This window comes from Paenibacillus sp. FSL W7-1287 (assembly GCF_038004245.1).
GTDB lineage: Bacteria > Bacillota > Bacilli > Paenibacillales > Paenibacillaceae > Pristimantibacillus > Pristimantibacillus camelliae.
Genome location: NZ_JBBORD010000001.1, coordinates 2252691 through 2275569 on the forward strand (window position 1 = coordinate 2252691; position 22879 = coordinate 2275569).

Consider the following 22879-nt stretch of genomic DNA (forward strand, 5'->3'; position numbering starts at 1 on the left):
TACCTTATTATAATAGAGTAGTCAAATGGAAAAGTATATGCTAGGCATAGCGTTGCTGCGCTTCGAGCAATCGATTTTTAATGAAAAGAATACGATGCTTAATGTAGAAGTCTTTGCTATCGCTACGAAGTTGTGACGGGCTGATCAGCTCACCTGTATCATTATTCTCAATTGTGAGTCTGCCATCGCTAAAAAAAGTAAAGGTCAAGTCTCGTTTCGGTGGTACCTTTTCAATAAATCTAAAATGCTGGGAAGTAGGATTCATGCTGATCAAGCCTCCTTTAATTGGATAATAGAATCGAACGTTTGTTCTAATATCATTATACCAAACATTTGTTCGTATGGAAAGAGGTTAGTATTTATCGTAAACTAAAAATATGAGATGCGTTTTCATTTTCATAGAAAGGATGACGATATGATACGGGTACAAAATCTTACAAAGTCTATACCAGGTGGACCGAAGCTCCTTAAAAATATTACGTTTGATGCTTATGAAGGTGATTTCATTGCAGTAAAGGGAGCAAGCGGAAGCGGGAAATCAACGCTGCTAAAGTGCTTGGCGCTGCAAGAAAACTGGACGTCAGGCAAGTATATATTTAACGGGAAAAATGTGTTTGAAGGTGGATTCCGAGCGAAGATGCAGCTGAAGAAAGAGGTTGCATACTTAGAAGAGAAGCCTTATTTGTTTCCGGATAAAACCGCTTTAAAGAATGTAATTATCGGTGCTGTCGGTCAGACTCCTGCTTGGAGACGGTGGACAGGTATGGTCCGCAATGATGATTATATGGGTGCTATGGATATGATCGAGAAGCGTGGCCTGCTGGATAAGGCAAAAATGAAAGCGAGACATTTATCAGGGGGAGAGCAGCAAAGGATTGCCGTTGCTCGTGCACTTGTTCACGGCGCGAAAGTGATCGTAGCAGATGAGCCGGTTGCCGGACTTGATCCACATAATGCGGAGATCGTACTTAGCGAGCTAAAACAGCTGTGTAAGGAGCAAGGGCTGATCGTTATCTCTGTGCTTCATCAGGGTGACTGGGCAGAGCGCTATGCTGATCGCATCCTCGGCCTAAACGGTGGGGAGCTGGTGGTGGATGTGTATGGCCGTAGACTAACAGAAAGAGAAAAAAACCTCCTTTAAGAGGAAATTCAAAAATCCGGCTTTGATGACGATGTGTTGCGTGTAGCATATTCGGCGGCGAATATGCCACTCATCGGAAGCCTCCGGTGCTCATGTACCCAAAACGTACATTCCGCTCCTCGTTTCCTAGCTTCGTGGCATCTTCTTGGTCCTGAAAGCCGAACTTTTGAACCTTCATTGTAAGAGGTTGGTTAAAAGTCCGGCTTTGATGACGATGTAACACTACGTAGTGGATTCGACGTCGAATATGGAGCGCTAGCGAAAACTCCGTTGCTCACGTACCAACAACGTACGCTGCGCTACTTGTTTTCTACTAGCGCTCCATCTTGAAACGATAGGTTACGTAATTAATTTAAAAAGAAGCTGGGACAAAACCCCACCTGACAAACAAAGAAAGCCGTTGAAATTTTACGACGAGTAAAATTTCAACGGCTTTAATATTTTTTAAATACAAAAAGAACACCATCTGTTAAAATTAAGTCACCACAACCAAATCCAACAAGAAAGGTGTTCCTTATGTTTAAAGATTATAACATGAATCAATTAGTTTTGCCTCTAGATTTAGAAGTTAAATTACAAGAAAACGACATTGCGTTTCATATCCATCATCTTGTAGAAAGTATTCCAGATGAAGCCTTTGCTTCATTTCTTCGTCATTCAGGTTGTCCAGCTTATCATCCACGCATGATGCTCAAACTTATTTTATGCGGCTATACTCAGTCTGCTTTTTCAGGTCGAAAAATCGAAGCATTAACGAAGGACAGCATTCGTATGATGTGGTTAGCCCAAGGGTATGAGCCTAGCTACCGCACCATTAATCGTTTTCGTATTCATCCTGAAATGAAAAACCTCATCCGTCAATGCTTTATTCAGTTTCGTTGTCAACTCGTTGAAGAAAGGCTCATTGATCAGGAGGCTATTTTTATTGACGGTACAAAGATCGAAGCCAATGCGAATAAGTTTACATTCGTTTGGAAAAAAGCCATCGAAAAGCATCACCGTAGACTCATTGAACAATCCAATCAGCTCTACAATGAACTGCTGAACAACAAGATCATTCCTGAAATGGCACGTGAACAGGATGAACAGCTTTCCAATGAACAACTACAAGAAATCGCAAAAAAACTAGAGGAAGTTGTAGAGGACTATACACAAACCATCGCTCATACAGAGGACATCGCTGAGCGTAAGCAGCTACGCCGTCAACGCAAAACACCTAAGCAAATGGTCAAGCAGGTTCGAGAATGGATTGGACGTAAACAAAAATATGAAAAGGATCTAGACATTTTAGGTGCACGCAACAGCTATTCTAAAACAGATCATGATGCCACCTTCATGCGTATGAAAGACGACTACATGAAAAACGGACAACTCAAGCCTGGTTACAACGTCCAAATTGCAACCGAAGGGCAATACACGTTGGCCTATGGCATTTTCCCTAACCCAACCGATACAAAAACGTTGATTCCATTCCTACATACCATTGAAGAAGAATACTTTGAATTACCTCAACATATTGTTGCGGATGCAGGCTATGGCAGTGAACAAAATTATGATCATATTTTAACGAAGATCAACCGTACACCTCTGCTCACGTATGCTCATTACTTGAACGAGCAAAAAAGAAGATTCAAGACAGACCCTTTCCAAACGAGTAATTGGGAGTACGATGCAGAGCAAGATCACTATCTGTGCCCCAATGAGAAGAAACTTCTATTTCAGCGCTATGTTACGCGCAGAGACCGCTCAGGCTTTATGCGAAAATTTAAGCTATATGAATGTGAAGAATGTACAGGCTGCCCATTCCGTTCTACCTGCACCAAAGCACAAGAGGGAACGAATCGTACGCTCATGATCAATGAAACATGGGAGCAGCAAAAAGCCTATGTGAGAGAGAAGCTTTCAGAAGACAAAACAAACAAGCTCTACCGCCAACGAAAAATTGACGTAGAGCCAGTTTTTGCCTTCTTGAAGGCTAATTTAGGTTTCACTCGTTTTATGCTTCGAGGGAAATCTAAAGTCGAATATGATATTGGTCTAGCATTATTGGCTGTTAACTTGAGAAAGTATGCGGTGAGGACGTAAGTTTTCACCCATAAGTAACAAGCAATATGCAACAGGGATGAAATCTGAATCGATTTCATCCCTGTTTTGTTTATGAGAAGCTAGTTTTGTCCCAGCCTCTTATTTAATTTATACAGATGGACAGTAATCTATCAAACATAAGCAAACAGAAAAGCAAGAGGAATTCACGATGGGTGACTTTTTGAGGGCTGAGCATCTGAAATGACATGATGAGGATGGGCTGTATTCCAGCCCCATAATCTAGTTCGACATCGAAAGTCGGATCATTGACATGCACTACCTCTATGCAACATATAAATAAAGCATGGAGGTGTCAAAATGATAGGTTTGATGATGTTTATGCTGCTAGTGTTTGTTGCCGTACTTTGTATGCTCGCTATTACGCTAAAGGTACAGGCTAGCTTGCGCAAGCAAAATTATATTAGCGGTGTGCGATACGGAAAGGTTGTTCAGCAGCTGCAAGACAAGCATGAGCTGCACCGCTTTGGCTTCGGTCAGTTCTTCAAAAGACAATATGGCGAGCTGTCCATATTTAGCATATCGATGAATACGATTGGTATGTTTCCAATCATGCTACTTTTGTTTGCTCCGATGGTGATGCAAGGTGGGCTCGTTAATAGCCTGTTCGTGTATAGCGGTGTTGGTTTGCTTTTTATTGTTATTGTAGCTCTAATTGGTCAATACTTATCCTCGCAGCCTACTGCCGGCGGCTTATATCACGTCGCACTGCGCAGGGGAGGGGCATGGCTGGGTGCGATCGTTGGCGGCCTTCAGCTGGTTGCTCAGGTAGCTATGCTGCTTGGCTACAGCTATGGTGTCGTGTATTTTTTAAAGCTGCTCGCAGGACATAAGCTCATCTGGCTAGAGCAAATGTCTGGATTTACTATGGTCATGGGTATAGTCATCCTAGTTATGGGGGTCATTGGCTTATTGAAGAGCAACTATTCTCCGCTGTTTCATTATCTTTCTATTATTATACAAGGGCTTGGTGTAATTGTTTTATTTATTGTTGTATATCGAGCGATGCAAGGAGATATTTATAACGGAATGCATTTGTTTCAGCTTGAGACCAATGTTAATGGCTGGTTTCCTGCTTCAAGTGAGCTGACACCGATGCATATAGGTTTTATGGTTGCATTGGCTTGTCGCTTCTTCATCGGCGGTGATGCCAGCTCACAAGCGGCTGAGGAGACGATTGAGCCGAAGGTAAGAACGGCATGGTCGGCATTGCTCTCAACGTGCTACTCCTATATGGTCGGGATGATTTTAATGCTTGTGCTTGCGATTGTATATATGAACTTAGGTATCCAAGCAAATGGGGCAGAGGGTGAGCAGTGGTTTATGATACTTGCTGAACGGACGCCACAGCTTGGCGTTGGGCTGATGCTGCTAGCTTTACTAAGCTGCTGGTTTTCAGGCTCAACGTTATTGCATGTTAGTGCACGTACATTAATGGCAATGGCACGAGATGGCATTATTCCTTTGAAACAAACGTTATCTAAAATCAGCTACAGTAAGCAAAGTCCTCAGCACGCCGTCATTGGCGTACAAGTACTAGCATGTATGATGCTGCTGGTGCTTTATATGATCGGTTCAACTGAGTTTTTCATCGTTAGCAGTTTGATCTCGTTCATTAGCTATGCTGTAATCTATGTGCTGCTTCTGTATGGCGTACCTCTCGATCAAAAAACAACGCTGTGGAAGCTAGAGGAATGGGATAAGCCGATTCGCTTACTAAGCATACTTGTACTAATCGCATTAGTCAGTGCTGCTGGTGCTAGCTTGACTGCTTATGAGCTAGCCATCATCATATTACCTACTCTAGCAGTGCTTATCTACGCTGTCATAGCCAATGGATTTACGACAAAACTGCTGCAATATGATGTGACGAGCAGCCGAGATTTATTCGAACGAGAAAGAGAGCTGCCTTTACAATGAAGAGGGGGAGGTAGCTGTTTCTTAAATTGTGATTAAGGGTACTTCATGGAAGAAAATTAGATCATAAGCGAAGCGATAGATAGAATCTGAAGACAAAGATGAAATCTCAAAGCCTATGACTACCCATTAACATCAAGAATGACCCTATAAATAATCTATAACATGAATATTTAATAGAGGAACTACAGATATTTATATGGTATAAAGAATATAGAGTTATAGATGGCGAAAGAGTGGAAGGCATAGTGGATTATAGTCGTTGTGGCCATTCGTTATTTTGGGGAAATAAGCTGCTTATCGTTGCTTATATTTCCCGGGTAAGCGCAGAACTTTACAAATGTCGCCTTGCTTTCGACGGTAGAACACGAAGCAAGCAGCAAGTTATTTTGTCGAAATGACGCATAAAATCTAACTATTTTGCCAATTCCGTCAATTAGAAGCTATAATACTTGTAGGTGGTGAATTCATGGAAATAAGAAGGGAAATTGTGAAGAACGTGCCTGAAATTATCTCCTTTCAAGTTGGAGTTCCTCAGATGATTAAGCATGGAAAGAAAGAAGTTCCAACCGCAATCTACAAGCAATTCTCTAATAAAAGTCACTATGTGTCCTCGCTTGGTGTGGAGGGTGACGAGCAAGGTGATAAAATTCACCACGGCGGAGTAGATAAAGCGGTATGTGTCTATCTTCAAGAAAGCTATAAGCATTGGGATCAGCTAGGGAGACCACTTGAGCCCGGCGCATTTGGAGAAAATATGACGATCTCAGGCCTTGAAGAGGATCAAGTATTAATTGGCAATACATATCGAATAGGTTCACTTATTGTTCAAGTTAGTCAGCCAAGACAGCCATGCTTTAAGCTCGGCATTCGTAATGAATGGCCACAGCTCGTACAGCTATCAATGGAAAGCGGTTATACGGGGTTCTATCTAAGAGTGCTTGAAGAAGGAGAAGCAAGCTTAGGTATGGAAGTAGAACTTATCGAGCAAGCACAGCATTCCATGTCGATTAAGGCTGCCAATCGCATCATGTATAGTAAACAAAGTACAGTACAGCAATACGAGCAGCTCGCATCAATTACTGAGCTTGCTGAAGTGTGGAAAGAAAGCTTGGCAAGAAAAATAGAAAAACTAAAGCAACAGACTCGTTAAAAAAGAGGAAAATAGAAGAGGGAGGCTCATCAATGGAAGGTTTTATGTCCGCTGAGCTGGAGCAGCTTTTAGGCCAGTATGCATGGCACGGTCAGCCACGGATCATTCCTGGCTTAAGCGGCATGAATAATACGACGATTTTTCTCGAAGACGAGCAAGAACGATCCATTATTCGAATTTACAACAATCATGCTGACCAGCAAAAGCTGATGTTCGAGCATCAGATGCTGCAGGCATTGCAGAAGCAGACATTAACGATCGCGACACCAGTACCAGTAATTAACAGGATGGGGAGTGCCGTATCTAAGCTGCAAAACGGAAAGCTAGCGGCCCGCTATCGTTACATTGAAGGCGAGCGTCCATCGGTTGCGAATGCTAAGCAATTAAACAGCCTCGCGGAGGCTACTGCAAAGCTTAGTATAGCGCTGTCACAGGTTGAGTTAAGTGAGGTGCCTGCATATAGCCCATATTATCAGCTGGCTCACAACTATCTTCCTCTCGATGAGCCTACAATGCTTCACTTACTCGGACACGAAGAGATTGCCCAGCTAGAAGAGCAGCTTTTGCTTATTCAGCAGGAGCGTGGCCAGCTGGAAGAGCTGGAGCATCAATTAAGCAAGCTTCCCCATCAATGGATTCACGGGGACATTAACTGCAGTAACGCACTTGCTGTACAGGATAACGTGATCGCTATTCTTGATTTTGAATTTGTGACACGTGATCTTCGTGCTATGGAGCTTGCAGTGCTGCTGTCAGAGCTCATTAAGCCTAATATCGACGAGGTCACAGCTAAACTTCTTTCGATGCAAAAAGCGTACGTGTCGATTGTAGCCTTAACTGACAGCGAGCTAGCATTGCTGCCTGAGCTTATTAAGCTGCGAAGTGTGGATGTTGTCATGCATTTTATTGAACGCTTCATGCAGGGGATCGACCCGATTGGTATCGTTGTAGCTATGATCAAGAACGCAGCTTATACCATTACATTTGTAAATGAGCAAATGAAATAAGATGAAGGTGAGGGATGTACGATGAGTTTAACGCTGGCTCAGCAGTTAGGCTATACAGAGCAGGATCGTCTGCTCATTATTAATGGGGATGATTTTGGGTTAAGTGCATCCTTCAATGCGGGCATTCAAGAGCTGCTCGAGGCGGGCGCAATAAGCTCAGCTACGGTGATGATGCCATGTGCATTTGCTCGTGCTGCTGCCGCATGGAGTGCAAAGCATCTGCAATATGATGTTGGTGTTCATTTTACGTTCACTAGTGAATGGGAGGCTTACAAATGGGCTCCTGTTACACGCAATGCGGACGTGTCGAGCTTGGTGACAAGTGAGGGATATTTCCACAGTGATTGCTTAGGCTTTGAGCAGTCAGCGGCACCAAGTCAGGTCGCGCTTGAGCTGTATCATCAGATTGAAATGGCGCTGCATCTCGGGATGAAGCCTACTCACGCGGACAGCCATATGGGCAGTCTGTACGGCTTAGCGACAGGCAAGCACTTTTTGCTGGAAGCACTTGATGTATGTGCGCATTATGGCCTCCCATTCCGCCTTCCGAGGTTCGTAAATGAAGCTCAGCAAGAGGTCGTACCAGCTCAGCTTGCTCCACAATTGGCAGCGCTTGCGCAGCTTGCTGACCAGAAAGGAGTTGTTATCGTCGATTATTTGATCGGACTTCCCTTCGAATCAAGGGGAAATGAGACAACGGATAGCTTTCTGCAGGAGCTAATGGATTATCTAAAAAAGCTAAAGCCAGGTGTATCGGAGCTAATTGTACATCCAAGCAAGCCAGCAGCAGAATTACAGTCTTTTCATGGTCAAGCAAGCAAGCGGGTTATTGAATGGGAAGCGTTAAGTAAGCCGGATGTGAAGCAGTTTTTACAAGAGCAGAATATTAAGCTCATACACTGGAGAGAATTGCAGCAGCTTCAGCGAAACCAATCACGGCGAAGTTATCCATTCTAATAAGGAGTCTATATTATTGGAGGCGGTTTAGTGAACCATTCATCGATACAGGATATTTTTCAAGCCGTAAAAAGCAATGTAGGAAAGGTTATTGTCGGGAAAGAAGAGGTTATTGAGCAGCTAGTGATTGCATTAATTACGAACGGTCATGTTCTGCTAGAGGATGTACCGGGAACGGGTAAAACGATGCTGGCGAAAGCTCTAGCCAGCTCGTTATCCCTGCAATTTAAGCGCATCCAATTCACACCAGACTTGTTGCCTTCTGACCTTAGCGGTATACATTACTACAACCAGAAGAGCGGAGAGTTTGAATTTAGAGCAGGGCCGATCTTCAGCAACGTACTGCTTGCTGATGAGATTAATCGTGCAACGCCAAGAACACAATCGAGTCTGCTGGAATGTATGGAGGAGAGACAAGTGAGTATCGATGGAATTACGATGCCACTCGGTTCTCCGTTTATGGTTATTGCTACACAAAACCCGATTGAGCAGCAAGGAACCTTTCCACTTCCAGAGGCTCAGCTAGATCGTTTCCTATTTAAGATAAAAATGGGCTATCCAACAAGTGATGAAGGACTACAATTATTGAAGCGCTTCAAGGATTCCAACCCACTTATGCAGCTGCAGTCAGTAATAACGAAGCAGCAGCTGGAGGAAGCTTCTGCTAGCTATATGAGTGTTAGTATATCGGACGAGCTGCTTGCCTATATCGTTGCGATTGTCGAGGCTACACGTGCCTTAGATGATGTCCAGATCGGTGTTTCCCCACGTGGAAGTCAAGCCTTGCTACGAGCAGCTCAGGTTTATGCTGCGCTACGGGGAAGAAGCTATGTCGTACCGGATGATATTAAAGCGATGGCTTCTCCAGTTCTTGCGCATCGTCTTGCGCTTAGAGGCATTCATCGAGGCAGCGATGCGGCAGAGCAAGTCATTGCTAGGGTTCTGCAGCAGGTTGCTGTACCAACAGAGCCAATGCCACATGGAGTGTAACGAAGATGGTGCTGTTTTGGTTTTTGTTAACGACATTAATAATCATTGCGATTCAGAATATATTGTTTCGCAGGTTGGGCTTTCGCAAAGTAGAATATACGAGACAATTTGTAGATCGTACCTGCTTTCAAGGGGATACCACATTGCTTGTTGAAACCTTAAGCAATAAAAAGAGGCTGCCAATCCCTTGGCTCTACGTTGAATCTTCTTTAGAGGCGGCCTTACAATTTTCACATCAAGATAACTTCTCCGTTAGTAAAGGGACTCATTATCAAAATCACCAAAGCTATTTTACACTATCAAGTGACCAGCGAATTAAACGAACGCACGCGCTTGTTCCTATGAGACGAGGCGTCTATAATTTGCAAACGGTAACATTAACGAGCGGGGATTTACTCGGTATATCTAGACAATCGAAGCAAATTCCTCTGGATTCCCAGCTTATTGTTTATCCGAAGCCGATCACGATTCCTTTCGATCGAATTCCTTACCATAGCTGGCAAGGTGATCAGATCGTTAAACGATTCATTATGCCTGATCCATTCATCACGGCTGGTACTAGACCCTATCAATATGGAGACTCCTTAAAAGCAGTTAATTGGAAGGCGACAGCGCGTACAGGTGCGCTGCAGGTTCATCAGTATGAATTTACTGCGAACCGAAAGCTGCTCATTATTGTAAATGTTGATGACAATGAAGGCATGTGGCGTGCCGTTTCTAATATTGAATTGATCGAGCGGAGCATTAATGTAGCAGCTGGTGTGGCTAAGCTTGCGATAGATCAAGGGATGGAGTGCGGCTTTGCTGCAAATATGCGAGGTATTGAACATGCGGATAGTGTGTGGGTTGCTCCAGCTCGTGGGGATGGTCAATGGTATGGCATGCTAGAGGTGATGGCACAGCTACTGCTTGAGCGGACAGAGCCGCTGAACGATATGCTGCTCCGTTATGCTGAGGAAGGCTTGTCACAGCACGATATATTTATTATTAGCACCTATTGGAACGAGGCAAATGAGCAGGCGGCACAGCAGCTTCGACGCAACCAAAACGCTGTGCTTGTGCTTCAGACAGACGAGCTGTCAGAGGACTTAGCGAAGGAGGCGGTCCAATGAAAGCTACGAATCTGAAACGATATGCTATGCCGTTGTGGCAGGGCATCGTGGAGCTCATTTACTTTTCTCCGGTATGGCTAACGATTGCCATCTATAGCTTACCGCTTTCGTTAATTATCCCTTGGGGCTTATCGTTGCTAATAAGCTATATGCTACCAAGAGTGGTCGCACACCATCGTACGAGCATTAGGAATGTATATCGTATAGCAACGGTCCTTGTGCTAGGCATCGCGCCGCTCTTGCTTATTACTGCTGTTACCGCCGTAGAGCTAACATTAATCGCGTGGCTTGGCTGTGCATTCGTAGGTATTCTCGTTGTACATAGTAGTTTTCGAGCTTTGCTAATGCAGTGGACCAACAGCTTTTCTGTCATATTAATGCTCATATTGTTGCTATCAACGATTGCGCTGCAGCTGTTAAAGGTTATCGTACTTCATGAGCTTTCCGACTATAATACGATCTATTATGGACTAGGCATTATCGCATTCGTGCTTTTTCTATATATTCATAATGAGCGTACCATTAAGGATCAGCAGATGATTGATGAAGGCTCGTCGACGATTAAACGCTCGGTCATGATGAATCGCTGGTATATTTCGATTCTAGCGCTTCTCATTATCGGTATTGCTAGCGCAAGAGAGATTCAGCGCTTCATCGAGCGCTATGCAGAGCAGCTGTTTGCAGCCATTCTAGCTTGGTTGTTTACAGATAGAGAGGCTGAGCAGCAAACAGCAGAAGCGCCGGCAGCGCCAATGCAGCCGATTATGGAGATGGGACCCGAACAGGAGCCGTCAAAGTTTTGGCTATTGCTCGAAACGATTGTAAAGTGGCTCGCTATCAGTGCCATAGTCGTTGGTGCTATTTTTCTATTGATATATGCCGTGAAAAAGCTTTTGCCTGCTATAAAGAAATTGCTGGCGCATTTGCTTAAGCTAAAGTCACTGCAAAGCAGTGCTGATAAAGGCTATACCGACATCATTGAAGATATTAAGCATGAACGACATAAGGAAAAGCAGCAAAGGAAACATAGAAGGCCTGCCTCTCCAGTGAAAAAGTGGGGGCGTTTATCGCCTGCGGAAAAGGTTAGGGCATTATATCGCTCAGTTATCGAGCATGGCTTGCGCAGTGGAAAGCCATTAGCGCAGCATTTAACGGCTAAGGAAAGTATAGCTCTGCTGAAGCAGGAGGAGGCAGTCTCATCACAAATGTATGATCAGCTGCTTGATCGCTACAATGATGTGAGGTACGGTGAGCTTGAGCCTAATGAAGCCGAGGTAGAGCAGCTGCGTACTCAAGTAGAGAATGCTTCAAAACATAAACGTTGATTGCAGCTGTGTTGCGGTATCTGATCAGAACGATAGAAGGGAGTCCTGCTAATCGATAGCAGGACTCCCTTTGCTTATTCTGTATGAGCTGTGACGTTGCCTTCTCCTAGAGTCTTTAGATGGGCTGCGATCTTGTCACCATGGAACCTTCCAGATTCAATGAAGATCTCATTTGCATCCTCTTTGCGAGAAACAACAACACCTGCCAAATATATGCCCGGCACATTACTTTCCATCGTTTCTTGATTGAAGGTTGGATGTCCTTCCGGTTCAAACGTGACGCCAGCTGTAGTTAGAAACTCATGATCTGGGTGAAAGCCCGTTAAGGCGAGGACATAATCATTGTCTAGATTGATTATGCCTTCTGGTGTTGAAACCTCAATAGTACGATTGTGAATCTGTTCAACGCGAGAGGAGAAGAGCATTTTTATATGCCCGTTTTCTACCTTGGACTCAATGATTGGTCGAACCCATGGCTTGATGCTTTTAGAATATTGCTCCCCGCGATAAATAATTGTAACTCGCGCACCAACACGCTCAAGCTCTAATGCTGCATCGATAGAGGAGTTGCTGCCTCCAATAATCGCTACCTCTAGCCCCGTATATGGGTGTGCCTCGCGGAAAAAATGACTAACCTTCGGAAGCTCCTCGCCAGGGATGCCAAGCATATTCGGATGATCGAAGTAGCCAGTAGACACGATGACATATTTCGCTTCATATTGGTAGGGTTCATCGTATTGATTAACAGCATCAAGTATAAATCCGTTATCCGTTTTTGTAATACGCTGGACAGTCATAAACGGTTGAATACGCAGGTTATGACGCTGAGCAGCGGTACGATAATAGTTTAACGCTTCTAGCCGAGTTGGCTTGTCGTTGGCCGTTGTGAATGGAATGTCGCCAATCTCTAAACGTTCCGCTGTACTGAAAAATGACATATATGTAGGGTATTGTGAGATTGAATGAACGATATTTCGCTTTTCGATAACTAGCGGTTTAATACCGATTCGTTGAAGTGAAATCGCAGCTGCAAGACCACATGGTCCAGCTCCAATAATAATCGTATGTTCTTGTATCATCAGTAGGTTCCTCCTCGTAAGCTTGTATCATTGTAACTCTTTTATATAAAGTGAGCAAACGAAGCCGTTACTCCTCCTTAGAGCGATCAATCGCTTCAGCCATCGTTTTATCGGTTAGGTGAGCATAGATTTGCGTCGTTTCTGGTGAAGCGTGTCCGAGCTGCTCTTGCGTTTTATAGATATCATTGCGCAAATAGTAATCAGTCGCAAAGGAATGTCTAAGCTTGTGAACGGATAAATAAGGCTTGCCAAAATGCGTTGCGTATTTGATAACCATCGCTTGAATGGCTCGCTTCGTCATTCGTGAGCCTTCTTTTTTGCCATTGGCAATCGCTAGAAATAAAGCTTTTTCTCTTTTCGGTGCATGATAGCTCATGTCGCGCAGCTCCATGTATCGCTGCAGATCCTCGACCGCTGCTTGACGAAAGTAAACAGGAGTTTTGAACGTTTCGTCGTTTTTACCTTTACGAAACACATAAACTAGCTTTTTCTTCATATCGACATCGTCAACATTAAGATTGACAAGCTCTGAGACACGGAGTCCTGAATGAAGAATTAAGCTTATAATACAGCTGTCACGGACAACATTTAATTGATAGGAATACATTGCTTGCTTGTTGCGGGCGATATCCTTGCCATAATCACTACGCACGTAATGGAGAAATTCATCGATCTCATGCTCCTGAAGCAGCTTTCCTTCGAGCTTAGCAGCTGTATCCTTCGCCTTATGCGTGCGTTTAATGGCGACCTTGGCCATGACATTGCGTTTAAGTAGTGGGTAAAACTCTTCATCCTCAGCAATTTGGCTTAAATAATGAAACAACGAGCGCAGGGATGATAGCTTGCGCGTAATCGTCGTTCGGCTATTCCGTTCCTCCTTGTAGGTGGATAAAAACAATCGGTAACCATCGATCGCTTCCATCCGCAGCTGCTCAAGCTCTATTAAGCTCACATCCTTAACGGACGTAGCCTTTGATAGACCCTCTGCCATAAGCCAATGAAAAAAGGTCTCGTAATCTCGAATATACTCTAGCAAAGAGGAGGGAGACAAATCTGGCAGCTTGTATTGGATAAATTGTTCAACATACCAAGGCATGCTCGGAAGCCTGCGATCTAGCTCTTGTCGATCCTTAACTTTAATAATATTCATTGCATGATCTCCTCTATAATAGAAAAACTACCTTTAGTCAATATTGTACCAACTGTTGCGTTGGGGTACAATAATTGAGACTTAGCAAGAAACGAGCAATCGTTGAACAATAGCGCTACATTGGCTTAGGATGAGGGGGATATTACGTTGAAGGTAGAAATATGGTCTGATTTTGCTTGTCCTTTCTGTTACATAGGTAAAACATATTATGAGCGTGCACTTGAGCAATTTCCGCATCGCGAGCAGATTGTGACTCAATATAAAAGCTTCGAGCTTGATCCAAATGAATCACAAAAGCGCCCTACAATTGAATCATTAGCTGAGAAATACGGAACCTCCGTGCAGCAAGCCAAGGAAATGACGAGTGGTGTGGCAAGTCGTGCCAAGGAAGCTGGCTTAACGTTCAACTTTGAACATATGATGACCATTAATTCACTGGATGCCCATCGAATCGTGCATTACGCTGAAACCGTTGGAAAGTCCAAGGAGCTTGTTGAGGCGCTGTTTTATGCATACTTTACTGAAAACAAGGACCTATCCGATCGCCAGGTGCTTATATCCATAGCTGAATCTGTCCAGCTTCAAGTGACAGAGGTGCTAGAGGATGAACAGAAATATAAAGCTCAGGTTAGAGCGGATGAATTTGAAGCACAGCAGCTAGGTGTTCGAGGCGTGCCGTTTTTTGTAGTCGATCGCAAATATGCCATTAGCGGCGCTCAGCCTGTATCTGTATTTGTAGATACGTTGAACAAGGCATGGTCTGAGCGTTCAAGTGGCTTACAGCATGTTGAAGCTGATGGTGATGATAGCTGCGGTCCTGATGGATGTAAAGTTTAATAGGGGAGGGTGATAAGCATGTTATTATTTGTTGGTTCTTATGCAGAAGAGACAGAACAAGGTGTAGAACTATTCAAATTCGATGAAACAAACGGACAGCTTGAGAAATTAGCCGGTTATTCAGGACTAAAAAATCCGACATTTCTAAATGTTAATCCTGCCCAAAATAGTGTTTATGCGATATGTGAGCAAGTCAATGACGATGGCGGGAAATCAGGGGCAATCGCACATCTACGTTACAGTGAAGAAGGCTTCGAGCTTGTAAAGCTTCAGCCGTCCGTAGCTGGTACAACCTGTCATATTCAACGAGATGAGCATAATAATTACTTAATCGTTACAAGCTATCATGGTGGAATGGTTGGCCTTATTAAACTGAACGAGGATGGATCGCTTGGTCAGGTTGCAGATATTGCCCAGCATGAAGGTCGTAGCGTAAAGCCTCAGCAGGATCGTCCACATCCACATTCAAGCTTCTTTAGTCCAGATGGCAAGTACTTGTATGTTCAGGATCTTGGATTAGACAAGCTGATGATCTACGCACTAGACCGTGAGCAGTCTAAGCTGATCAAGCAGGGTGAGGCTGATCTGCCAGCTGGCTCAGGCCCGCGTCATTTAACATTTCACCCGACAAAGCCCATCGCTTATGTCATCAATGAGCTGAATTCTACAGTTACTGGTTTTAGCTATGATGCTGCAACGGGAGCTTTGACAGAGCTTCAGCATATCTCAACATTGCCAGAGGGATACACCGGTGAAAATGGCACAGCAGAGATTCAAATTTCGGCAGATGGACGTTATGTGTATGGATCGAATCGTGGTCATGATAGCATTGTCGTTTACGCCGTAAATGAGCAGGGGGAGCTATCCGTTATTCAGCATATTTCATCCGGCGGAGGACATCCTCGACACTTTACTCTGACGCCATCCGGTCGACATCTGCTAGTGGCAAATCGTGATAACAACAATATAGTTGTGTTGGAGCGGGATGCTGAGACAGGTCAACTACAGTCCATAGGTAAAGAAGCATTCTCGACTAAGCCAGTTTGTCTTATTCCTGTTCAATAACATTCTAAAAAAAGACACTAACGTACGTAAGGGGAACATTTAAGCGTGACTACTACTAATACATCAACAGATCTAAAACCTACCAAAATTTTGAAATGTAAAAATGCTGAATGTAAAGCGTGGGTTCGTGAAGAATTTGCGCAGCCCGACCAAACCTGTCCAATTTGCAAAGGCCCTATGCTTCGAAGCATGCGCCATTTGCCATCGGTGCAGAATAAAGTTCCGCGTCAGCCTAAAAAGCCAAAAAGTGAATTTGATATTTAAATACAAAAAAGCAGCAGTTCCGCGAGAGAACTGCTGCTTTTTTTGTGTAGCTCATTTAGTTTTAGTATATAGCGAAAATAGATAACGTGTAGATAAACGTGTTATTGCTAGCTTAATAGCTTAAGACCGATTACAGAAGCGATAATGACTGCAATACAGAACAAACGAGCTGCATTTTTAGACTCTTTATAGAAGATAATCCCTATAAGTGCACTTCCAGCAGCGCCAATGCCTGTCCAGATCGCATAGGCAGTACCCATTGGCAGCTCCTCTAAAGATAGCGTTAGAAATAAAAAGCTTAAGCCGAATCCGATCACGGTTATCGCTATATTTTTGAACGATATTTTCTCGTTTAGCTTGTTAATGCCTATTACACCCAGCATCTCAAATAAACCTGCTACAATGACAAACAACCAGCTCATCTAAGCATCCTCCTTCGCTGCGCGCGATTCTTGTTGCGAACCGTCATCTGAACCATGCTCAGCAAGCTTTAAGCCTATTACAGCTGCTAATAGTGCTGCAAGCAATCCGATTTTACCCCAATGTACGGGCTCATTGAATATCAGCATTTCAACGATTACTGTACCAGCAGCACCTAAACCTACAAATACGGAGTATGCCGTGCTTGTCGGTAGCTTATAAGTTGTTAAAATAAAGAGATAGAAGCTTAAAATAATTGCGAGAATTGTACCGATCCATTGAAGTGGGGTAGTGGAGTATTTTAAGCCAGAAACCCAAACAACCTCGAACAAACCGGCAATAACGACGATTAGCCAGTACTTATTGTGCTTCATTGTGAATCCTACCTTCCAACATAACTAGAATAATAACAGAAGTAGCTTAAGCTTTTATTGAAATGTGATAGCTTAAGCTTTTATTGAATAAGAAGGATTATAGCGCAGGTATGAGGGTGAAGCAATAGTCCATCGCTAGTATTGATGTGCTTGCTTAGCATAGTGTGATATGATGAGGTTATACTAATAGATGAAGAGGCGTAAGAAGAAATGAATAGAAGATTTAAGAAATTTTATATTGAAACAACAAGCATTTGTAATTTATCTTGCTATTTTTGTCCTCCAACAGAGCGTGCAAAGGGATTTCTATCTATCGAGCAATTTTCACATACATTGGATGAAATAAAACCATATACGAACTATATCTATTTTCACGTAAAGGGAGAGCCGTTGCTCCATCCGAAGCTGGATCAGCTGCTTGATATTGCACACGACAAGGGCTTCAAGGTCAATATAACGACGAATGGGACGCTCATTCGGAAAAATAGAGAAAAGCTGCTTGGCAAGCCTGCGCTACGCCAAATGAATTTTTCATTGCATAGCTTCGATGGCGATCCGGGCAGTCGTGACCTAAAGCAATATTTAGCTGACATCTTGGAATTTGTAAATGAAGCTCGAGCAACAACCGATATGATTACGTCATTTCGTTTATGGAATTTATCTGAGGATAACGAAGAGAATGTTAAAACGAGACGCAATCGTGAGCTGCTTGAGATGATTGAGCGAGCATTTGAGCTTGATTACGAAATCCAAGAGGTGTATATACCTGGGACAGGCTCAGGTATGAAAATTGCCGATCGTGTCTATATTAACCAGGATCCACAGTTCCGCTGGCCGGCACTTGATGAGGAAGAGGACGATGGGGTAGGCTTCTGTCATGCGCTGCGTAATCAGGCAGGCGTATTGATAGACGGAACGGTCATCCCTTGCTGCTTGGATGGAGAAGGCATACTCAAGCTTGGCAATGTAAATGAGCAAAGCTTCTCCGACATTATCGCAGGTGAACGTGCAACAGCGATTTATGATGGTTTTTCACGTAGAAGAGCGGTGGAGGAGTTGTGCCGGAAGTGTGGGTATAGGCAGCGGTTTGGCAAAACCTCCAAGAAGGAAGCGTAGATGTGGCTTAAAACGTCCGACTTTGATGACGATATAGGGCGTTGTAGTCTAGTCGACGGCGAATCTTGAACGCTACCGAAAACTCCGGTGCTCACGTACCAAGAACGTACGCTGCGCTCCTCGTTTTCTAGTATCGTCCAAGCTTCTTGATCCTGAAAGCCGAACGTTTTAAGCTTTTATTGGAAGATGTAGCTTAAAACGCCGACTTTGATGAAAAAACAAATAGTTAACCACATTAATTACTAGTATCCTTAATGTGGTTAACTATTTTTGTTTAAAGCTATTTGACGCTTGTTATGCGGTATTCAGGAGTTTGAGCCGCTTCGTTCTTGCATGTAGTGACTTGGTGGATTGCCGAACGTACGCTTGAACAGACGTTGGAAATACGATACATCGGCATAGCCCAAATACTCCGAAATCTCTGTAATCGATAATAGGGAAGCGGACAGCATATACATCGCTGTTTTCATCCGTACTGCATGGACATACTCGCTAATCGTCTGACCCGTTCCTTTCTTAAATAGGGAAGCGGTATAGCTTGGACTACGTCTTATATAGTCGGCAAGTACATCCTTCGTAATCCTCTGACGATAATGAGATTGTATGTACTGCTTCATACGTTCAATATGAATGAGTGATGCAGGTGCCAGCTCCCCGCGATCTAGCTCGCGCTGCCAAAGGACAAGTGTATCAAGCAAGTAAGCACCAATTCGTAGTGCTGCGTAAGGCTGTTCCTCCTGTAGCTCCTTCCACAGAGGGCGCAGGCGCTCTATGCTGCGATCATACAAGCCCGTCGATAGAATGAGCCAATTGTTTTTCTGTAATAGCGGCAGCACTTGTAGAAGCTCCTGGCTGCATGTGAAGGAGAAGCTGTACTTTTGATGTAGTCCTGTTTGCGTTGAACGCTCCTCATAGGAGCAATTAGCTGGTGCGAGCACAAATTGACCTTTTTCAGCCGTCATCGTGACATCAGAGGTATGAAAGATACAACTACCGTAGGTAATGATGTAAAAATGATACTCCGCGCTGCTATGTTCAATGGAAGATGATCGGTTAGATCCTTCCGTATGTGTTAATGTCAAATTTTCGAGCATAATGTCACCTCGGTACACTATAGTTCATCCATTATACTATATTTCATGTACTAGAAGTATAAAAAGGGCTAAAATGGAGACATCATAACAACCAAAAAGAAGTTTTAAAGTCAGAAGGAGATCAAAAATGAGCCACACTAAAATTGTATGTACAATGGGTCCATCAAGTAATTCAATTTCGATTCTTAAGGAAATGATGCTGGCAGGCATGAACGTTGCACGCTTGAACATGGCGCATGGCGAGCTAGCTGATCATAGCGCACGCATTAAGCTTGTTCGTGAAGCTGCAGAGGAAGCTGGTAAAATTGTTGCAACGATGATGGATATTAAAGGTCCTGAAATCCGTATCGGTACGCTTGAGGAATCAAGCTACGAGCTAAAAACTGGCGATATATTCACACTTACTACTGAGCAAATCACTGGTAACGGTAAGCGTGTAAGTGTCAACTATCCGGATATGACAAGTGTTATTAATGCTGGTGATGTTATTCTTATTGATGATGGTCTAATTGAATTACATGTGAAGGAAGTGCAAGGCTCTGATATGCATTGTGAGGTTATGAACGGCGGTGCATTAAAACCTCGCAAAGGTGTCAATTTGCCAGGTATTCGTACGACTTTACCGGGAGTAACTGAACGTGATATCGTTCACATTAACTTCGGTATCGAAGAAGGAATTGATATGATTGCTATGTCCTTCGTACGTAAAGCCGAGGATGTTCTAGAAGTTCGTCAAATCCTTGAAGATCAAGGAGTTTCTCATATTCAAATTATTTCTAAAATCGAAAACCAAGAAGGTGTCGATAATCTAGATGCGATTATCGAGGCTTCTGACGGAATCATGGTAGCTCGTGGTGACCTCGGTGTGGAAATCCCAGCTGAGGATGTACCAATGATCCAGAAGGTAATGATTGAGAAATGTAATAAAGCTGGTAAGCCAGTTATTGTAGCAACTCAAATGCTTGATTCTATGCAAGTTAATCCTCGTCCAACGCGAGCAGAGGTTAGTGACGTTGCAAACGCGGTGCTACAAGGCGCTGACGCGATTATGCTTTCTGGCGAATCTGCTGCAGGTAAATATCCGCTAGAATCAGTTAAAATGATGGCGATGATTGCTGAGCGTACAGAATCTACAATCGATTACTCGGATAGCTTCAACAAGCATATGAATACAAAATCTAGCTCCGTTACTGAAGTAATCTCACAAGCAGTTGTAAACAGTTCACTGCAAATTGGTGCGAAAGCGATTCTTACACCAACAGAAAGCGGCTTTACAGCACGTATGGTTTCTAAGTATCGTCCAAAGGCACCAATTATTGCGATCACTCCAAACGAAAAAACTTTGCGTCGTCTATCACTTGTTCGTGGCGTATTCCCTGTAAAAGGCGAATATGTAACAACAACAGATGATATGTTCAACTCTGCGATTCGTAACAGTGTTCGAGCAAACTATGTTGAAGCTGGTGACTTCGTTGTGATCTCTGCGGGAATTCCAAGCGGTCGCGCTGGTGCAACAAATCTTATTAAAATTCATCAGGTTGAGTAGATGTAACGAGTTAGAGCCTGTTAGGTACGCCTAGCAGGCTTTTTCTTTTGCTAATTGTAATAGGCATCTATTGAAAAGCATAAAGCCAGCGTGCATCGATCGCACGCTGGCTTTAATAGGAACCATTACATCGAAACGTCAAGCCTTTAATAACGGGAATTCTGGATTTGGATATTGAAATTCATTGCGATAGCATTGTGTCGATTCATCATAGATCGATTGAGACAGCTGATGCGATATTTCAAATATCGGTAACGATGGTTCGATATGTAGTGTCGAACCAAAGAAGGAGCAATTGACAAATTCAAAATCCATACAAGTTATTAATATGACGCAGTTCGAGAAGATACAGTTTTTGAAGGCAAAGCCATCAAAGCAAATCGTTTCATTTTCAAAATGTTCATTCATAATTAAGCTAAGTTCCATCAGTTAGTCACCTCAAAGAAAAATTTCGGAATAACGTAATGGTAACAAATCGCTACATTTTTGTTTGTCACTTTATGTATGGCGGATTGCATATACTTATCGACAAAACCTGTGAAAGAGTGATAGACTTTGTATGTTTTTATAGGAAACGGTTGAGTATAGAGCGGATTTCCGATTATAATATAGCGAGAAATGAACAAAGAATAGGGTGCTTACATGAGTATATTAAACGTAGAGCGTCTGAGCCATGGCTTCGGCGATCGTGCAATTTTTAATGATGTTTCTTTTCGCTTGCTAAAGGGCGAGCATATCGGATTAATCGGTGCCAATGGTGAAGGTAAATCCACATTTATGAATATTATTACAGGCAAGCTGCAGCCAGACGATGGAAAGGTTGAATGGTCTCGCCGGATGCGTGTTGGGTACTTGGACCAGCATGCGGTGCTGCAAAAAGGAATGACGATCCGTGATGTGCTTAAGGGTGCATTCCAATATCTGTTCGATATGGAGCAGGAAATGAATGATATGTATCTTAAAATGGGCGATGTATCTCCAGAGGAGCTAGAAAAGCTGCTTGAGGAAGTAGGCAACATTCAGGATACATTGACGAATCAGGATTTTTACCTAATTGATGCAAAGATCGATGAGACAGCTCGTGGCTTAGGGCTTACCGACATCGGTCTCGACAAAGACGTACATGATCTAAGTGGTGGTCAACGTACGAAAGTATTGCTTGCGAAGCTATTGCTAGAAAAGCCAGATATTCTGCTACTGGATGAGCCGACGAACTATTTGGATGAGCAGCATATCGAATGGCTAAAGCGTTACTTGCAGGAATACGAAAATGCATTTATTTTGATCTCTCATGATATTCCGTTCTTAAATAGCGTCATTAATTTGATCTATCATATGGAAAATCAAAAGCTTGAGCGATATGTCGGTGATTACGATCATTTTATGCAAGTGTACGAAATGAGAAAGCAGCAGCTTGAGTCTGCTTATAAACGACAGCAGCAAGAAATTGCTGATCTTAAGGACTTTGTTGCGCGTAACAAAGCGAGCGTTGCAACACGTAATATGGCGATGTCACGTCAGAAAAAGCTCGATAAGATGGAAGTCATCGAGCTGGCGAAGGAAAAACCAAAGCCGCAATTTAATTTTAAAGAAGGCCGCACGTCTGGCCGTCTCATCTTCGAAACAAAGCAGCTTGTTATCGGTTATGGTGAGCCATTGTCCCGTCCGCTTGACCTCCGCATGGAACGCGGACAAAAAATTGCACTTGTCGGTGCTAACGGTATCGGTAAGTCGACACTACTCAAATCCTTACTCGGCATCATTCCTGCTGTTGATGGAGAGGTCGAGCGCGGAGAGAGCTTAGAGATTGGATACTTCGAACAGGAAGCACGTGAAGATAACTATAACACTTGTATTGAGGAGATATGGAAGGAATTCCCGTCCTATACACAGTTCGAGGTACGTGCTGCGCTAGCCAAATGCGGCTTAACGACGAAGCATATCGAAAGTAAAATTCAAGTACTGAGCGGTGGAGAAAAAGCAAAGGTTCGTCTATGTAAAATCATTAACCACGAATCCAATGTTCTCGTGCTCGATGAGCCAACGAACCATCTGGATGTTGATGCGAAGGAAGAGCTGAAGCGTGCGTTAAAAGCGTACAAGGGCTCTATTCTGTTGATTTCGCATGAGCCTGAGTTTTATAAAGAGGTTGTTAACGAGGTTTGGAACTGCGAATCCTGGACAACGAAAGTATTTTAATTAGATTTATAAAGAGAGGCGGACCTTAGA

Annotated in this window: 22 protein-coding genes; 15 read left to right on the forward strand and 7 right to left on the reverse strand. The window is 43.4% G+C overall.

Going from position 1 to position 22879, the window contains the following annotated elements; all coding sequences use genetic code 11:
- Positions 1-40 precede the first annotated feature (40 nt).
- The gene (locus NSQ99_RS10215; protein ID WP_251665216.1) at positions 41-265 is read right to left on the reverse strand and encodes a hypothetical protein; all 225 of its coding nucleotides are present in this window, start codon (positions 263-265) and stop codon (positions 41-43) included.
- Between the two features lie 150 nt (positions 266-415).
- Here NSQ99_RS10215 and NSQ99_RS10220 point away from each other — a divergent pair, with 150 nt between their 5' ends.
- The 9 genes from NSQ99_RS10220 (at position 416) to NSQ99_RS10260 (ending at position 11705) form a co-directional block, all read left to right on the forward strand.
- Positions 416-1141, forward strand: a complete 726-nt coding sequence (locus NSQ99_RS10220; RefSeq protein ID WP_251665217.1) for a phosphonate ABC transporter ATP-binding protein — start codon at positions 416-418, stop codon at positions 1139-1141.
- A gap of 516 nt (positions 1142-1657) precedes the next feature.
- Entirely contained in the window at positions 1658-3226 is a 1569-nt protein-coding gene (locus NSQ99_RS10225; RefSeq protein WP_340834972.1) for an IS1182 family transposase, read from the forward strand.
- Positions 3227-3544: 318 nt separating this feature from the next.
- A complete protein-coding gene (locus tag NSQ99_RS10230) occupies positions 3545-5164 on the forward strand; it encodes an APC family permease (protein ID WP_340836415.1) in 1620 nt (539 codons plus the stop codon).
- A 466-nt stretch (positions 5165-5630) separates the two neighbouring features.
- Complete coding sequence (locus NSQ99_RS10235) at positions 5631-6314, forward strand: MOSC domain-containing protein (protein WP_340836417.1); 684 nt, start codon at positions 5631-5633, stop codon at positions 6312-6314.
- Between the two features lie 32 nt (positions 6315-6346).
- Entirely contained in the window at positions 6347-7321 is a 975-nt protein-coding gene (locus NSQ99_RS10240; RefSeq protein ID WP_340836418.1) for a phosphotransferase, read from the forward strand.
- Positions 7322-7342: 21 nt separating this feature from the next.
- Positions 7343-8278: a polysaccharide deacetylase family protein gene (locus NSQ99_RS10245; RefSeq protein ID WP_251665221.1), complete on the forward strand. Its 936-nt coding sequence runs from the start codon at positions 7343-7345 to the stop codon at positions 8276-8278.
- Between the two features lie 30 nt (positions 8279-8308).
- Entirely contained in the window at positions 8309-9268 is a 960-nt protein-coding gene (locus NSQ99_RS10250) for an AAA family ATPase (RefSeq protein ID WP_251665222.1), read from the forward strand.
- A 5-nt stretch (positions 9269-9273) separates the two neighbouring features.
- Positions 9274-10380 (forward strand): DUF58 domain-containing protein, encoded by a 1107-nt coding sequence (locus NSQ99_RS10255; RefSeq protein WP_251665223.1) that lies wholly within the window; start codon positions 9274-9276, stop codon positions 10378-10380.
- The gene (locus tag NSQ99_RS10260) at positions 10377-11705 is read left to right on the forward strand and encodes a DUF4129 domain-containing protein (RefSeq protein WP_251665224.1); all 1329 of its coding nucleotides are present in this window, start codon (positions 10377-10379) and stop codon (positions 11703-11705) included. The genes NSQ99_RS10255 and NSQ99_RS10260 overlap by 4 nt, the downstream gene beginning before the upstream one ends.
- Positions 11706-11779: 74 nt before the next feature.
- On the opposite strand, the gene NSQ99_RS10265 is transcribed toward NSQ99_RS10260, so the two are convergent.
- Both NSQ99_RS10265 and xerS read right to left on the reverse strand, forming a co-directional pair.
- Positions 11780-12784, reverse strand: a complete 1005-nt coding sequence (locus NSQ99_RS10265; protein WP_251665226.1) for a YpdA family putative bacillithiol disulfide reductase — start codon at positions 12782-12784, stop codon at positions 11780-11782.
- Between the two features lie 67 nt (positions 12785-12851).
- Positions 12852-13934: a tyrosine recombinase XerS gene (xerS, locus tag NSQ99_RS10270; RefSeq protein WP_251665228.1), complete on the reverse strand. Its 1083-nt coding sequence runs from the start codon at positions 13932-13934 to the stop codon at positions 12852-12854.
- A gap of 147 nt (positions 13935-14081) precedes the next feature.
- On the opposite strand from xerS, the gene NSQ99_RS10275 reads away from it, so the two are divergent.
- Genes NSQ99_RS10275 through NSQ99_RS10285 form a run of 3 tightly spaced genes read left to right on the forward strand, consistent with a single transcriptional unit; the run spans position 14082 to position 16100 of the window.
- A complete protein-coding gene (locus NSQ99_RS10275; protein WP_251665229.1) occupies positions 14082-14771 on the forward strand; it encodes a DsbA family oxidoreductase in 690 nt (229 codons plus the stop codon).
- An 18-nt stretch (positions 14772-14789) separates the two neighbouring features.
- A complete protein-coding gene (locus tag NSQ99_RS10280; RefSeq protein ID WP_251665230.1) occupies positions 14790-15836 on the forward strand; it encodes a lactonase family protein in 1047 nt (348 codons plus the stop codon).
- A 45-nt stretch (positions 15837-15881) separates the two neighbouring features.
- On the forward strand, positions 15882-16100 hold the full coding sequence (locus NSQ99_RS10285; RefSeq protein WP_251665231.1) for a cold-inducible protein YdjO-related protein: 219 nt from the start codon (positions 15882-15884) through the stop codon (positions 16098-16100).
- A gap of 107 nt (positions 16101-16207) precedes the next feature.
- Here the strand turns inward: NSQ99_RS10285 and NSQ99_RS10290 are convergent, their stop codons facing one another.
- Together NSQ99_RS10290 and NSQ99_RS10295 are read right to left on the reverse strand one after the other, a co-directional pair.
- Positions 16208-16522 (reverse strand): DMT family transporter, encoded by a 315-nt coding sequence (locus tag NSQ99_RS10290; RefSeq protein ID WP_251665232.1) that lies wholly within the window; start codon positions 16520-16522, stop codon positions 16208-16210.
- Positions 16523-16894: a DMT family transporter gene (locus tag NSQ99_RS10295; protein ID WP_251665233.1), complete on the reverse strand. Its 372-nt coding sequence runs from the start codon at positions 16892-16894 to the stop codon at positions 16523-16525.
- Between the two features lie 210 nt (positions 16895-17104).
- On the opposite strand from NSQ99_RS10295, the gene NSQ99_RS10300 reads away from it, so the two are divergent.
- Positions 17105-18010, forward strand: a complete 906-nt coding sequence (locus NSQ99_RS10300) for a radical SAM/SPASM domain-containing protein (RefSeq protein WP_251665234.1) — start codon at positions 17105-17107, stop codon at positions 18008-18010.
- Positions 18011-18315: 305 nt separating this feature from the next.
- Here NSQ99_RS10300 and NSQ99_RS10305 read toward each other — a convergent pair whose 3' ends face one another.
- Positions 18316-19104, reverse strand: coding sequence for a helix-turn-helix transcriptional regulator (locus tag NSQ99_RS10305; RefSeq protein WP_340836422.1), 789 nt, complete (start codon positions 19102-19104; stop codon positions 18316-18318).
- 127 nt (positions 19105-19231) lie between these two features.
- Here NSQ99_RS10305 and pyk point away from each other — a divergent pair, with 127 nt between their 5' ends.
- On the forward strand, positions 19232-20650 hold the full coding sequence (pyk, locus tag NSQ99_RS10310) for a pyruvate kinase (protein WP_340836423.1): 1419 nt from the start codon (positions 19232-19234) through the stop codon (positions 20648-20650).
- A 138-nt stretch (positions 20651-20788) separates the two neighbouring features.
- Here the strand turns inward: pyk and NSQ99_RS10315 are convergent, their stop codons facing one another.
- On the reverse strand, positions 20789-21076 hold the full coding sequence (locus NSQ99_RS10315) for a hypothetical protein (protein ID WP_251665237.1): 288 nt from the start codon (positions 21074-21076) through the stop codon (positions 20789-20791).
- Positions 21077-21292: 216 nt separating this feature from the next.
- Between NSQ99_RS10315 and NSQ99_RS10320 the strand changes: the two genes are divergently transcribed.
- Complete coding sequence (locus NSQ99_RS10320; RefSeq protein ID WP_340836424.1) at positions 21293-22849, forward strand: ABC-F family ATP-binding cassette domain-containing protein; 1557 nt, start codon at positions 21293-21295, stop codon at positions 22847-22849.
- Positions 22850-22879 lie beyond the last annotated feature (30 nt).